General features: G+C 74.4%; 11 protein-coding genes. 3 read left to right on the forward strand and 8 right to left on the reverse strand.

Features of this window, described 5'->3' with window-relative positions; all coding sequences use genetic code 11:
- Positions 1-524 precede the first annotated feature (524 nt).
- Positions 525-2,216 carry a DUF885 domain-containing protein gene (locus AB0B40_RS17225; RefSeq protein WP_345054217.1) on the reverse strand — a complete coding sequence of 564 codons (1,692 nt, stop codon included), beginning with the start codon at positions 2,214-2,216 and terminating at the stop codon, positions 525-527.
- A gap of 53 nt (positions 2,217-2,269) precedes the next feature.
- A complete protein-coding gene (locus AB0B40_RS17230; RefSeq protein WP_201824982.1) occupies positions 2,270-2,755 on the reverse strand; it encodes an Lrp/AsnC family transcriptional regulator in 486 nt (161 codons plus the stop codon).
- Between the two features lie 60 nt (positions 2,756-2,815).
- Here AB0B40_RS17230 and AB0B40_RS17235 point away from each other — a divergent pair, with 60 nt between their 5' ends.
- Positions 2,816-4,015: a PLP-dependent transferase gene (locus tag AB0B40_RS17235; RefSeq protein WP_345054222.1), complete on the forward strand. Its 1,200-nt coding sequence runs from the start codon at positions 2,816-2,818 to the stop codon at positions 4,013-4,015.
- 265 nt (positions 4,016-4,280) lie between these two features.
- On the opposite strand, the gene AB0B40_RS17240 is transcribed toward AB0B40_RS17235, so the two are convergent.
- From AB0B40_RS17240 to AB0B40_RS17250, 3 genes are all read right to left on the reverse strand, one after another.
- Positions 4,281-5,705 carry a GNAT family N-acetyltransferase gene (locus AB0B40_RS17240; RefSeq protein ID WP_362264303.1) on the reverse strand — a complete coding sequence of 475 codons (1,425 nt, stop codon included), beginning with the start codon at positions 5,703-5,705 and terminating at the stop codon, positions 4,281-4,283.
- A gap of 165 nt (positions 5,706-5,870) precedes the next feature.
- Positions 5,871-7,457, reverse strand: coding sequence for an alkaline phosphatase D family protein (locus tag AB0B40_RS17245; RefSeq protein WP_345054227.1), 1,587 nt, complete (start codon positions 7,455-7,457; stop codon positions 5,871-5,873).
- A gap of 145 nt (positions 7,458-7,602) precedes the next feature.
- Positions 7,603-8,433 carry an alpha/beta fold hydrolase gene (locus AB0B40_RS17250; RefSeq protein ID WP_362264338.1) on the reverse strand — a complete coding sequence of 277 codons (831 nt, stop codon included), beginning with the start codon at positions 8,431-8,433 and terminating at the stop codon, positions 7,603-7,605.
- Positions 8,434-8,780: 347 nt separating this feature from the next.
- Between AB0B40_RS17250 and AB0B40_RS17255 the strand changes: the two genes are divergently transcribed.
- The gene (locus AB0B40_RS17255; protein ID WP_362264305.1) at positions 8,781-9,542 is read left to right on the forward strand and encodes a GntR family transcriptional regulator; all 762 of its coding nucleotides are present in this window, start codon (positions 8,781-8,783) and stop codon (positions 9,540-9,542) included.
- Positions 9,543-9,741: 199 nt separating this feature from the next.
- Here AB0B40_RS17255 and AB0B40_RS17260 read toward each other — a convergent pair whose 3' ends face one another.
- The 3 genes from AB0B40_RS17260 to AB0B40_RS17270 form a co-directional block, all read right to left on the reverse strand.
- Positions 9,742-10,884, reverse strand: a complete 1,143-nt coding sequence (locus AB0B40_RS17260; RefSeq protein ID WP_362264307.1) for an ROK family protein — start codon at positions 10,882-10,884, stop codon at positions 9,742-9,744.
- A gap of 98 nt (positions 10,885-10,982) precedes the next feature.
- Positions 10,983-11,639, reverse strand: coding sequence for a response regulator transcription factor (locus tag AB0B40_RS17265; protein WP_345054236.1), 657 nt, complete (start codon positions 11,637-11,639; stop codon positions 10,983-10,985).
- Between the two features lie 14 nt (positions 11,640-11,653).
- Entirely contained in the window at positions 11,654-12,808 is a 1,155-nt protein-coding gene (locus AB0B40_RS17270; RefSeq protein WP_362264309.1) for a histidine kinase, read from the reverse strand.
- 108 nt (positions 12,809-12,916) lie between these two features.
- On the opposite strand from AB0B40_RS17270, the gene AB0B40_RS17275 reads away from it, so the two are divergent.
- Positions 12,917-13,837 (forward strand): ATP-binding cassette domain-containing protein, encoded by a 921-nt coding sequence (locus AB0B40_RS17275; protein ID WP_345054239.1) that lies wholly within the window; start codon positions 12,917-12,919, stop codon positions 13,835-13,837.
- The last annotated feature ends 2 nt before the right edge of the window (positions 13,838-13,839 follow it).

Here is a 13,839-nt window from a genome sequence, read left to right on the forward strand (position 1 = left end):
GGTTACCGGCCATGGGCCACGGGCTGCCTGGTCACCGACCATGGGGCACGGGCCTGCTGGCCCCCGGCTGCCCGGCCACCGGCCACTGGTCCCCGGCCACGAGGCCGCCCGGCCACCGGCCACTGGCCCTCGGCCACGAGGCCGCCCGGCCATGGACCGCCGGCCACCGGGCACCAGCCGCCCGGCTACGGGCCACCGGCCTCCCGGCCACCGGCCTCCCGGCTACGGGCCACCGGCCTCCCGGCCACCGGCCCCCTGGCCACGGGCCCCCGGCCACCGGGCCTGTCGGCCGTGGGCTGCCCGGCCACCGGCCGCATGGCCACGGGCTGCCCGGCTCCCGGCCACCGGCCGCCCGGCCACCGGCCGCCCGGCCACTGCCTGCCGGGGATGGGCGTCCGGGACCGCGTCCGCCCGGGCCGCCCCGGCGGACCGAGGTCGTCGATCCGCCGGGGCGCGCGGGGCCGGGCACCGGACCGGGCCGGGCCGGAGCATGCGGTGGGAGCAGGCGGTGTGGGAGCAGGTGGTCAGAGTCGGGACAGTTCGTCCACCAGGTCGTCCAGGCCCAGCGAGCCCTGCGACAGCGCCGCCATGTGCCACGCCTTCAGGTCGAACGCGTCACCGTGCAGCTCACGCGCCTTGTCCCGGCCGAGCAGCCAGGCCCGCTCGCCGAGCTTGTAGCCGATCGCCTGGCCCGGGATCGTCAGATACCGGGTCAGCTCGCTCTCCACGAAGTCCGCCGGCCGGCTGCTGTGCGCACCGAAGAACTCCTGTGCCAGCTCGGGCGTCCACCGCTCACCGGGGTGGAACGGTGAGTCGGCGGGAATCTCCAGCTCCAGGTGCATGCCGATGTCCACGATCACCCGGGACGCCCGCATCATCTGCGCGTCCAGATAGCCGAGCCGTTCCTCCGGCCCGGTGAGGTAGCCCAGCTCGTCCATCAGGCGTTCCGCGTACAGCGCCCAGCCCTCCGCGTTGGCGCTGACGATGCCGACCGTCGCCTGGTAGCGGGAGAGGCTCTCGGCGACGTGCGCCCACTGGGCGAGCTGGAGGTGATGGCCGGGGACGCCCTCGTGGTACCAGGTCGACACCAGGTCGTAGACCGGGAAGCGGGTCAGGCCCATCGTGGGCAGCCAGGTGCGGCCGGGCCGGGAGAAGTCCTCCGACGGGGCCGTGTAGTAGGGGGCCGCCGCGCCACCGGGCGGGGCGATGCGCGACTCCACCCGGCGCACCCGCTCGGCCAGCTCGAAGTGTGTGCCGTCCAGTTCGTCGATGGCCTTGTCCATCAGGCCCTGGAGCCAGTCCCGGACCTCGTCCACGCCCTCGATGTGCCGGCCGTGCTCGTCCAGGTGCGCCAGCGCCACCCAGGGCGTCCGGGCGCCGGGCAGGATCTTCTCCGCCTCCCGCTTCATCTCGCCGAGGATCCGGTGGAACTCCGCCCAGCCGTAGGCGTACGCCTCGTCCAGGTCCAGGTCGGTGCCGTTGAAGTAGCGGGACCAGCGCGCGTACCGCTCCCGGCCGACCACGTTCGGGGCGCCCTCGATCGCCGGGGCGTACACGTCCCGCAGCCAGTCCCGCAGCTCCGCCAGGGCGCCGGTCGCCGCCCGCGCCGCCCCGTCCAGCTCCGCGCGCAGCGCCTCGGGTCCCGCGGCGGCGAAGTCCTCGTACCAGCCGCGGCCGCTGCCGTCGGTGTCCGTCCACTCGGTGAGCTGGTCGATGTACGTCGCCGTGGGCCTGGGCGCCGCGAACAGCTCGCGCTCCAGGCCGAGTTCGAGCGAGGCGCGATAGCCGGCGAGGGCGCCCGGCACGGCGCGCAGCCGCTCCGCGATGGCTGCCCAGTCCTCCTCCGTCTCCGCCGGGGTGACGGTGAAGACCTCCCGCACCGCGTGCCCGGGGGTGTCCATGTTGCCGATCCGGCGCAGGTGCTCCCCGGCGTCGTGGACGGCGAGTTCCGCGGTCAGCCGCTCCCGGAGCAGCCGCCCGCAGCGGCGCTCCACGTCGCTGTCCGCACCGGGCTGCCGCTCCGCCTCGTCCAGCTTCGCGAGGGTCGCCCGCGCCAGCTCCGCGAAGGCTTCCTGGCCGGCCGGCGAGTAGTCGGGCAGCCGGCTCGAACTCTCCTGCACACCGAGGTACGTGCCGGTGACCGGGTCGAGGGCGATGAGGTCGTCCACGTAGGCGTCGGCGACCTGTCGGGGCAGGGGGATGTGGCTCTCAGACATGCGGCCCATCCTCGTACGCGAAGGATCTCCACGTCACCCGCGTTTCGGCGGATTCAGCTCTGGGCGTGGCCGGGCGGCAGCAGCGGACCGCACTCCCACTGCTGGAAGATCAGCCGGGTCTCCACCCGGGCCACCTCCCGCCGCGCGGTGAACTCGTCCAGCACCAGCCGCTGCAGATCGGCCATGTCCGCGACGGCCACGTGCACCAGGTAGTCGTCGGGCCCGGTCAGATGGAACACCGTCCGCGCCTCCGGCAGTGCCCGGATCCGCTCGACGAAGGGTCCCACCAGTTCCCGCCGGTGCGGCCGTACCTGAACCGACAGCAGTGCCTGCAAGCCGCGTCCGAGCCTGGCCGGGTCGAGCTGCAGCCGGTGGCCGAGGATCACGCCGGAGCGGCGCAGCCGGGTCACCCGGTCCAGACAGGTCGACGGCGCCACGCCCACCTGTGCGGCGAGGTCACGGTAGGTGGTCCGGGCGTCGTTCTGCAGCAGCCGCAGCAGATGGAGGTCCACCGGATCCAGTACGACAGATTCGGCCATCGGCCGAACGTAGCACGGTGTCCGGATCCCCGGAACCGTTCGATGTTCACCCTTCCGCCCATGGACACAGCGAGCACCGGCGCCTACGACGACGTACGCGCCGCATCGAGAGCCCTGGCCACCGAGGCCGTACACGCCGGCCGCGACGACCTCGCCCGACAGGGACTGCACGCCCCGCCGATCGACCTGTCCACCACCTACCCCTGCTACGACAGCCGGGCCGAGGCCGCCCGCATCGACGCCTTCGCCGCCGGGGGCGCGGACCCGGCCGGCCCGCCGATCTACGGCCGACTCGGCAACCCGACCGTGGCTCGCTTCGAGACCGCCCTGGCCCGCCTGGAGGGCACCGAGTCCGCGGTCGCCTTCGCCAGTGGCATGGCCGCGCTCAGCGCGGTCCTCCTGGCCCGCGCCTCGCTGGGCCTGCGCCACGTCGTCGCGGTACGGCCCCTGTACGGCTGCAGCGACCATCTGCTGACCGCCGGGCTCCTCGGTACGGAGGTCACCTGGACCGACCCGGCCGGCATCGCCGACGCGCTGCGCCCGGACACCGGCCTGGTGATGGTCGAGTCCCCGGCCAACCCGACCCTCGCCGAACTCGACCTGCGGGCCGTCGCCCACGCCTGCGGCTCGGTCCCGCTGCTCGCCGACAACACCTTCGCCACGCCCGTGCTGCAACGCCCGGCCGAGCAGGGCGCCCGGCTGGTGCTGCACAGCGCCACCAAGTACCTCGGCGGGCACGGCGACGTGCTGGCCGGGGTGGTCGCCTGCGACGAGGAGTCCGCCGGCCGGCTGCGGCAGATACGGTTCGCCACGGGCGGCGTGCTGCACCCGCTGGCGGGCTATCTGCTCCTGCGCGGCCTCGCCACCCTGCCGGTACGGGTGCGCGCCGCCTCCGCGAACGCCGCCGAGCTGGCCCGCCGGCTCGCCGCCGACCCGCGCGTGGCCCGGGTGCGCTACCCGCGGCTCGGCGGCGCGATGGTCGCCTTCGAGGTGCACGGCGACCCGCACGAACTGATCTCCCGGGTCCGGCTCGTCACCCCCGCGGTGAGCCTGGGCAGCGTCGACACGCTCATCCAGCATCCCGCGTCCATCAGCCACCGCATCGTGGACGCCGAGGACCGGCGCGGGGCGGGGGTGAGCGACCGGCTGCTGCGGCTCTCGGTGGGGCTGGAGGACGTGGAGGACCTGTGGGCCGACCTGGACCAGGCGCTCGGAAAGCCCGCCCCGGCGCCGGTGCCCCTGATGGAGGCGGTGCGCTGACGGCCGGCCGGAGGGGACGCCGTCCGACGGCGGGCCCGGTGGGTTCCGGCATCACCGGCCACCGCCGGACCGGGGGAGCGCCGCTGACGGTGACCCGGCACAGCCGTGGCCGCACCTGAGCGGTCGGTGTCCTCGTTCCGGTGGTGCGTTCGTGCGGGCGCACCACCGGTGGCCCGGAGCCGGGGCGCCGGGCCACGTGGTGGCGGGGGTCGGTCCCGCCGGGCCGGGTGGCGGGGGTCGGTCCCGCCGGGCCGGGTGGCGGGGGTCAGTCCCGGCGGGCCGGGTCGCCGAGCCGTTGCCGGCCGGTGCCGTGGCGGAGCCGGGACGTGTCGTGTGCGGCGTCCAGCCGAGCCGTGATGACCAGCGTGCCCTCCTCTACCTGGTAGTCCAGCGCCAGTCCGAGGCCGCGCATCGCGGCGACCATGCCGGTGTTGGACGCCCTGGTCACGGCGTACACGCTCTCGCAGCCGGCCTCCACCGCCAGCGCCACCAGCCGGCCGAGCAGTTCACCGCCGATGCCCCGCTGCTGCCACTCGTCCTCGACCAGCAGCGCGACCTCGGTCTCGTCGCCGTCCCACAGCAGATGCCCGAGGCCGACGATCCGGCCGGAGGCCGTCTGCGCGGCCAGCGTCCGGCCGAATCGGGGGCTGAGGAGGTGGTTCAGATAGCGGTCCGCGTCGCCGACCGGGCCGTGGTAGCGCAGAGCGAGGGTGTCCGGCGAGCACCGCTCGTGCATCGCCCGGGCCGCGGCCAGGTCACCGGTGTCGACCCGGCGCACGGTGATGTCGTTGCCCTCGGGCAGGGTCAGCACGTCCTGACCGCCGGGGATGCGCGGCCCGAGCCTGCTGTCGAGTTCCACCAGCGCCCGCGCCCGGGCGAACTCGGTCGGCGTGAACGGCAGATACGCCCGCTCCACGGTGAGCACACCGCCCTCGGGCGCCGGCAGCCGCATCACGGTGTCCTCCAGAACCCCCTCGACCGGCACCGGCCGCGGACCCGGGCCCCCGCCGGCCGGCTTGCCCGGCAGCGACCGGATCGTGCAGCGGCCCAGCAACTGGCGCAGGGCCAGCGGAAGTTCGGCGGTGTCCAGGGCGGTACGGGCGGCCAGGCCGAGCACCCGGGTGGGCGCGTCGACCAGATCGTGGGCGTCGGCCCGCTCGATCCAGGTGGACGTTCCCCCGGCCAGCGCGACCGCCCGGGTGATGTCGGCCGCTGCCAGCGCCCCCGGCGCCCGCAGCAGGAACTCGTCCACCGTCCCGTCGGCCAGCGGGTGGGTCTGCAGGCTCAGGATGTCCACCCGCCGCTCGCCGAGCGCCGAGCACAGGACGGCCAGGGAGCCCGGCTCGTCCCTCACCGTCGTCCGCATCCGCCACAGCGCGCCGGCGAGGTCGTCGGCGGTGGGCTGCCCGGACGGCCCGGCCGGCCGCGTCTCGGCGGTCGGCCGGGCACCGGTATCGCTCACCGGGGGCGCGTGTCCGTGGCGGCGTGACCACCACACGTGGAACGCCGCCGTGGCGGCCAGCGCCATCGCCGAGGTCACCAGCAGGGCAGGGCCGCCCGGCCCGTGCCCGACCAGATTCGCCACCGCGTCCGCGACCGCCACGGCCGTGAAGAGCGCGGCGAGCTCGACGGCGTCCCGCCGCCAGTGGTGTACGGGCCGTCCGTGCTTCGCCCGGGTCACGTCAGACATGTCTGGAGTCATGCAACCACTGTGAAGGAGCGGTGTTGCGTGATCACGAACTGATTGTGACCGATGGGTAAAAGCATGCTCCGTCCGGTTTATTGCATTTTCTATGGCCGACCGGCCGACCGGTCTCTTGCTGACCGACCGGTCTCTCACTGACCGGCCGGTCTCCTACTGGCCGACCCGGCCCGGCTGCAACGTCCGGGTGAACAGCACCGTCCCATCCTGCTCGCGCAGCCGTACCGTCAGCTCTCCGCTGCCCCCGTCGATGTCGACCTCGCCGAAGAACTGGTAGCCGCCCGCGGGGGAGACGTTGGCCGCGGTCGGCGCCTTGACGAACACCCGCTCCGGGCCGAAGGTGCCGTCCAGCGCACTGGCCGGGAAGGCGCCGGCGTTCAGCGGCCCGGAGACGAACTCCCAGAACGGCTCGAAGTCGGTGAACGCCGCCCGGGAGGGCTGGTAGTGCTGGGCGGAGGTGTGGTGCACGTCCGCCGTCAGCCACACCGTGCCGGTGATCCGCCGGTGCTTGATGAACCGCAGCAGCTCGGCGATCTGCAGCTCCCGGCCGAGCGGCGCGCCGGGATCGCCCTGGGCCACCGCCTCGATGTCGGGCCGGTTCTCCGTCGTGTCCGGTACGACGAGACCGAGCGGCATGTCGGCGGCGATCACCTTCCACACCGCACGCGACCGGGACAGCTCCCGCTTGAGCCACTCCAGCTGCTCCCGGCCCATGATCCCCCGCGGGTCGGTGGTCTGGTCGTCGGGGGAGTTGGCGTTGCGGTAGGTCCGCATGTCGAGCACGAACACGTCCAGCAGCGGGCCCTGGCGCAGCACCCGGTACACGCGGCCCTCCCGCGCGCCCGGACGCAGCGTGGACAGGGGGAAGTACTCGCTGAACGCCCGCCTGGCCCGCGCGGCGAGGACGTCGATGCTCTTCTCGGTGTAGCGGGTGTCGGAGGCGGCGACGACCTCGCCCGGGTACCAGTTGTTGCGCACCTCGTGGTCGTCCCACTGGATGACCGAGGGCACCTGGGCGTTGAACCGGCGCAGGTTGTCGTCGAGCAGGTTGTAGCGGAAGTTGCCCCGGTACTCGGCGAGGGTCTCGGCGACCTTCGACTTCTCCTCGGTGGTGACGTTCCGCCAGGTGCCGCCGTCGGGCAGCGCCTGGGTGGCGGCGATCGGGCCGTCGGCGTAGATGTTGTCGCCGCTGCACAGGAAGAAGTCCGGGTCCAGCTTCGCCATGGCGTCGTAGATGCGGTAACCGCCCAGGTCGGGGTTGATGCCCCAGCCCTGCCCGGCCAGGTCGCCCGACCACAGGAAGCGCACGCCGTCCCGGCGGCGCCGGGAGACCGTGCGGAAGGTACCGGTCACGGGCTCGCCGGTGCGGCGCGGGTCGTCCGGGTCGGCGAGGAGGACGCGGTAGTGGATCTGCTCGCCGGACGGCAGGCCGTGCAGCGCGGTGGTGCCGGTGAAGTCCGTGCCGGCGCCCAGCAGCGGCCCGAGCCGTCTGCGCGGGTTGCGGAACGACTCGGTGGCGGCGGTCTCCACGATCATCCGGGCCGGCCGGTCCGCACGCACCCACACCAGGCCGGAGTCGGCGGTCACGTCACCGGTCTGCACACCCCACTCCGCCCGAGGGCGTCCGGAGCGGGCGAACGCCGGGGCCGCGCCGAGACCACCGGGCAGGGTCAGGGCCGCCGACGCGGCGAGGGAGCCGCGCAGAACGCCGCGGCGGCCGGGGAACGGACGGTGTGACATGACTGCGCCTCCAGGGACGGGATCCGGCCGGTTGTGCGTTGTGCACAGTCACACCTACTGGTGCGCCGCGGCGCGCACGCGAACCGCAAGTGAACAACCGCCCGTCACCCGTGGCGGCTGACCGTCCGTCAGGGGGCGGTTCCTCTCAGTGACTGCCGTCCAGGATGACCCGGGCGACCAGCGCCGGGTCGTCGTTCATCGGGACGTGGCCGCAGCCGGGCAGTCGTACCAGGCGGGCGTGCGGGATGAGCTGTTTGGCGCGGACGCCCTGGCGGCGTACGAGGATCCGGTCCCGGGTGCCCCAGGCCACCGTGACGGGCAGGCCCGGCAGGTCGTCGGTGAACCGGACGGTGGTGCCCGCCCGCAGGGTCGCCCCGAAACCGGTGGCCGCCGCGAGCGCCCGGGTCTCGGCGACCACCGCCTCCGCCGAACGGCGTCCGGGGCGGGCGTAGATGGTGCTGGTCAGGGCGGTACGCCCGGCCGCCGTACGGGACAGTCGCCGCACCACCCGCTCGGGGATCCGCTGGGCGATGCCCCGCATGGCGAGCAGCACCGTGAAGGCGTACCGCCGTTCGGCCTCCGTCCAGAAACCGGCGGGGGAGAAGACGGTGACGCTCCGGGCCAGCTTCTCCCGGCCCAGCTCCAGCGCGAGCAGGCCGCCCAGCGAGTTGCCGGCGACGTGCGGGCGGCCCAGCTCCAGCGCCTCGAACAGCGCGCCGAGCACGGACGTCGTGGTGGCCAGGTCGTAGGGCAGGCCGTACGGCAGCGCCGGGGAGGCGCCGAAACCCGGCAGGTCGACGGAGATCACGTCGCGTTCGGTGGCCAGGATGTCCACGACCGGGTCCCACGCCTGCAGGTGGTGGCCGATGCCGTGCAGCAGGACCAGCGGTTCGCCGCGGCCCACGCGCGCGTAGGACACGCTCACGTCGCTCGCGCCGTGCGGGGCGGGGACCTTGAAGGAGACGGTGGCGGCCATGAAGTGCTCCTCGTCTGGGCTGCTGACGGACACGGTAGACAGCTTGTCAGCAATTACTACCAGCCGGTAGCCCCCGGGCTCGCGCCGTCCGCCGTGTACGGCCCCCAAGCCACCCGCCGCACCTCACGGTTGCCGTACGACGTGGGCTTTGCCGCGATGTCACACGCACCGTGGCGTACGAACGCCTCGTGAACGCTGCGCTGCGGGTGGCCCGGGCGTATGCCGCTGGGCCGAGGATTGGTCTTGACCAAGGGTGACCGCCGCCCTATGGTCGCAGAGAAGTGCAACAACCTTTAATAAACAAGGGCGCCAAAAACTGCCGGACCACGGCTCTTGCGGAGGACAGGGTGGGGACCACGCAGCTGGAATCGGTACCGGAACCGAAGTACTGGCATCTGAGGACCGTGCTGAGCGAGGCACTGGACTCCGAGTTCTCGGTCGGGGAGATCCTGCCCAACGAGCGTGAACTCGCGGCCCGCTTCGGCGTGGCCCGCGCCACGCTCCGCCAGGCCCTCGAACAACTGGAGCTGGAGGGCCGGTTGCAGCGCCGCCGCGGGGTCGGCACGACCGTCGCGCCCCCGCGCGTGGGCGTGGCCGTCGGCACGGAACAGCACGCGTGGCCCGGTGCCGCGGGTGACGCCTGGCAGCCCGTCGACAGCGTCCAGGCGGCGCCGCCCGCCGCCGTCGCCGCGGCTCTGGAGACCGGCGCGGACGAAACCGTCCACACGGTCCGGCGCGCCCGCACGTCCCACGGCCAGCAGGTGGCCACCGAACTTCTCTACATCCCGGCGGCCTCGGTGGCGGGCCTGACCGCGATCGACGCCCCGTCCGGCGCGGCACGCGCGCGTGCGGTGCTGCGTGAACTGCAGCACCTGCCGCTGGAGGGGGAGGACCGCTCGGTCGAGCTGGGCTCCGCGCGCGCGGACGACGCCAAGGCACTCGACCGGCTCCCCGGCTCGCCCGTCCTCGTCGTCACCACCCGCTTCTTCGTCCAGGGCCGAACCGCAGCCCTCTCGGTGGCGACCTACCGCGCCGACACCTGCCGGCTGACCTTCGGTGAATCGGCGGGCGTGGAAATACACCACGACCCGGAGCGCCAGGCCTCCTGACCCCCGCCCCTGCTCTCGGCGGTGCGGTCCACCCGGGTTGCCGGGTGGACCGGCCGACGCCGGAGGCACGGGCAGCCGTCGGCATGTCGGGGGACCCCGGATGCCGGGTGGGCCGGCCGGCCTCAGGGGCGCGGGGAACTGCGCGGCCGGCCACGGCGCAGCCGCGGAGGACGGCACCCCCCGCCCCCTCCGGCCGGGCTCAGCCCCGGGTCACCGCGAACAGCTGCGCCTCCACATGGTCCAGCGCCAGCCGCAGCGCCCCCGTGGCCACGGCCGCCTCGCCCAGCAGGGAGAGCGTCACCCGGGGCGGACGCAGGCAGTAGCGGGCCAGTTCGCGGCGCAGCGGCTCCAGCACACCGTCCAGACCGGCCGCCCAGCCGCCGATCACGACCAGTTCCGGATCGAGGGCCAGCACCAGCGCGGCCACGTCGTGCACGAGCCGCTGGATGAACCGCTCGACGGCCGCCAGGGCCCGCTGGTCACCCTTCCGTGCCAGCGCGAACACCTCGGCGACCGCCTGCTCGTCCAGCGGGTGCAGCGGCTCGTCGGTGGTCGACAGCAGCGCCTCCGGTGTCGCCTCCCGGCCCAGCAGATGCAGCGCGCCGATCTCCCCGGCCGCCCCGCCGTAACCCCGGTGCAGCCGCCCGCCGATCAGCGAACCGGCCCCCGGGCTCAGCCCCGCCAGGACGAACACCACGTCGTCCGTGCCGGTCGCCGCGCCCATCCAGTGCTCGGCGACCGCCGCCGCGTTGGCGTCGTTCTCCACCAGCACCGGACACCTGAAGGAACGGCTCAGCCGCTCGCCGAGCCTCAGCCCCGTCCACTGCGGCAGGGCCGTACTCAGCCGGACCGTGCCGTCCGCCTCCACGATGCCCGGCGTACCCACGCCCACGGCCCGCAGCGAGCTGCGCGCGACCGCGGCCCGGCGCAGCAGTTCGGCGACCGCGCCGCGCAGCCGGTCGAGCCGCTCGTCCGCAGAGGCCGTCTCGTCGACCACCTTGGCCTGCGTGCCCAGCACCCGTCCGTCCAGATCGGACAGCAGCGCGGCGACCCGGTGCGGGCCGATCTCCAGGCCGAGCAGATGTCCCGCCTCGGCCCGGAACCGGAACCGGCGGGCGGGCCGACCCTGCCGGCGGGTGCCGCCCTCGTCGGCCGCGGCCTCCACGACCAGACCGCTGTCGATGAGCCCCTCCACGACGCCCTCGACGGTCGGCCGGGACAGTCCGGTGACACGGGTGATCTCGGTGAGCGTCGCGCAGTCCGTGCCACGCAGCGCCTGCAGCACCACCGCGGAATTGATCCTCCGCAGCAGCGAGGGATCGCCGCCGGTCAGCTGCCCCACCGTCCGTCCTCCCAGCTCGCAGGCGTGTTGGCCGGATCGTACTCGGCCCGGCGTACCCCCGGCGAGTGCCGGGTCGCGCCCGTGGCGGGGAGCCGCCGTCACCCCGGCTCCACGAACCCCGACTCGTAGGCCGCGATCACCGCCTGGGTGCGGTCGCGCGCGCCGAGCTTGGCCAGCACGGCGCTCACATGCGACTTCACCGTCTCCGCGCCCACGACCAGCCGGGCGGCGATCTCCGCGTTCGACAACCCCTGTGCCATGAGCCGGAGTACCTCCGCCTCCCGCTCCGTCAGCCGGGCCCGCTCCAGCGTGGCCCGCGCCGGCCGGTCGCCGTCGCCGTACCGGGCCGCGAGGCGCCGTACGGAGGCCGGGAACAGCAGCGACTCACCCTCCGCGACCAGCCGCACCGCGTGCACGATCTCGGCGGGACGGGCCCGCTTCAGCAGGAACCCGTCGGCACCCGCGCGCAGCGCCTCGTACACGTACTCGTCGTCCTCGAAGGTGGTCACCACGAGGATCTTCGGCGGCCCGGCCACCGTGCGCAGCACCGCGCGCGTGGCCTCGATGCCGTCCATCAGCGGCATCCGTACATCCATGGCGACCACGTCCGGCCGCAGTTGCCGTACGAGCGGGATGACCGCCGCTCCGTCGGCCGCCTCGCCCACCACCTCGATGTCGGGCTGCGCCGCCAGCACGGCCCGCAGACCCGCGCGGACCAGGGGTTCGTCGTCGACGAGGAGTACGGTGACCGGCATCCGGCCAGCCTAGATCAACCGATCGGCAGCACCGCGCGCACCTGCCAGTCGCCCCCGTCGGGGCCGGTGCGGGCGGTGCCGCCGAGCAGCGCGGCCCGCTCCCGTATGCCGCGCAGGCCGCTGCCCCGGCCCGGGTCGGGTGTCGGTCCCGGCAGCGGATTGCGGACCTCAAGGGCGAGCGTGCCGCCGGTGACCTCGACCCGGACCCGCACGGGCACGGCTCCCGCGTGCCGCAGCGCGTTGGTGAGCGCTTCCTGCAGGATGCGGTAGCCCTCGCGGGACACCGGGCCCGGCACGGCCTCGACCGGGCCCGTCACCTCGGCGCCGACCTTCGCCCCGGCGGCCCGCGCCGACTCCAGCAGCCGGCCGGCGTCGGCCAGCGTGGGCCGCGCGCTCACCGGCCGCCCGGCCTCCCGCAGGACGCCCAGCACCCGCTCCAGGTCCGCCAGGGCGGCCCGCCCGGTCTCCTCGATGGCGCCCAGCGCCCGTTCGGTGAACGCCGGATCGCCGGCCGCCCGCGCCGCGCCCGCCTGCACCACCGCCACCGTCAGGGCGTGCCCGATCGAGTCGTGCAACTCCCGGGCGATCCGGGTGCGTTCCAGCAACTGCTCGGTGCGCTCCTCCAGCGCGGCCAGCCGCTCGGCCGCGGAGGGACCCAGAAGCCGGCGCGCACCGGCGGTGACCAGCCGGCCGAGACCGACGACCACGCCGTACAGCGCGAGCAGCGGCAGCGGCGCCAGCAGCGCCCACGCGCGGTGCGGGGGCAGCCGGTCCAGCAGCGGGACCCCGGCGGGCGCCTCCCCCGACGCGCACCGCACCAGTTGGAGACACATGACGGGCAGCCACACCGAGGCGGCCACGACGATCCAGCCCAGACCCATGCGCAGCTCCAGCCACACCACCGTGCGCAGCCGGTCCCGCCAGGTCGCCGACGGCGTCTGGGAGATGCCCGGATCGGTCTCGCCGGGCGTGAGCAACAGCCGCGCCTGTACGCCCTCGCCGATCCGCACCGCGGGCACGAGACCGAGCGGGACCAGGAACAGCGCGGGCATCCAGGGGGTCGACAGGTCGATGAAGAGCCAGACGCTGACCACCAGCATCGGCACCCACAGATGCAGCAGCCGCGTGTACGTCGTCCCGCGCAGCAGCGGGCGCAGAAAGCGGGCCATGACGTCATCGTCGCAGGTGGCACTGACAACGAGCCTCCCCCGCCCGGGGGAGGCGATCTCCACCGGCGGGGGAGGAACCAACGTCACCGCCCCGCCAGGCTGTCGGCCATGACCAGCATCGACGTAAGAGACCTCACCAAGGAGTACGGCGGCCGGCGGGCCGTGGACCAGCTCACCTTCAGCGTCCGTCCCGGCCGGGTCACCGGATTCCTCGGCCCCAACGGCGCCGGCAAGTCCACCACCTTCCGTCTGGTCCTCGGCCTCGACCGGCCCACCGCCGGCACCGCCACGATCGGCGGCCGGCCCTACACGCGGCTCCGCGAACCCCTGCGCCGCGTGGGCGCCCTGCTCGACGCCCGGGCCGCGCACGGCTCCCGTACCGCCCGGGACCATCTGCTGGCCCTCGCCGCGAGCAACCGCATCCCGGCCCGGCGGGCCGACACCGTCCTGGAGGAGACCGGCCTCGCCCCCGTCGCGCGGCGCCGGGTGCGGACGTACTCCCTCGGCATGCGCCAGCGGCTCGGCATCGCCGCCGCCCTGCTCGGCGACCCCGAGGCCGTCCTGCTCGACGAACCCGCCAACGGCCTCGACCCGGAGGGCATCATCTGGATCCGCACACTGCTGCGCCGGCTCGCCGCCGAGGGCCGCACGGTCCTGGTCTCCAGCCACCTGATGGGCGAGACCGCGGCCTTCGCCGACCATCTGCTGATCCTCGGCCGGGGCCGCCTGCTCGCCGACACACCGGTGCGCGAGTTCATCCACGCGCGCGTACGGCCCCACGTCCGCGTCCGCACCACCGACCCCACCGCCCTCGGCGACCTCCTCACCCGGCACGGCCACGACGCCTCCCGGGACGAGGACGGGACCCTGACCGTGCCCGACGCGCGCGTCGACGACATCGGCCGGCTGATGTCCGAAGCGGGCATCCCCGTCCTGGAACTCGCCGCCCGGGAAGCCACCCTGGAAGAGGCGTACCTCGATCTGACGGCGGCCGAGGCCGAGTTCACCGCACAACCCCAGGAGGCCTGACC

The sequence above is a fragment of the Streptomyces sp. NPDC042638 genome (genome assembly GCF_040647235.1).
GTDB classification, from domain to species: Bacteria; Actinomycetota; Actinomycetes; order Streptomycetales; family Streptomycetaceae; genus Streptomyces; species Streptomyces rameus.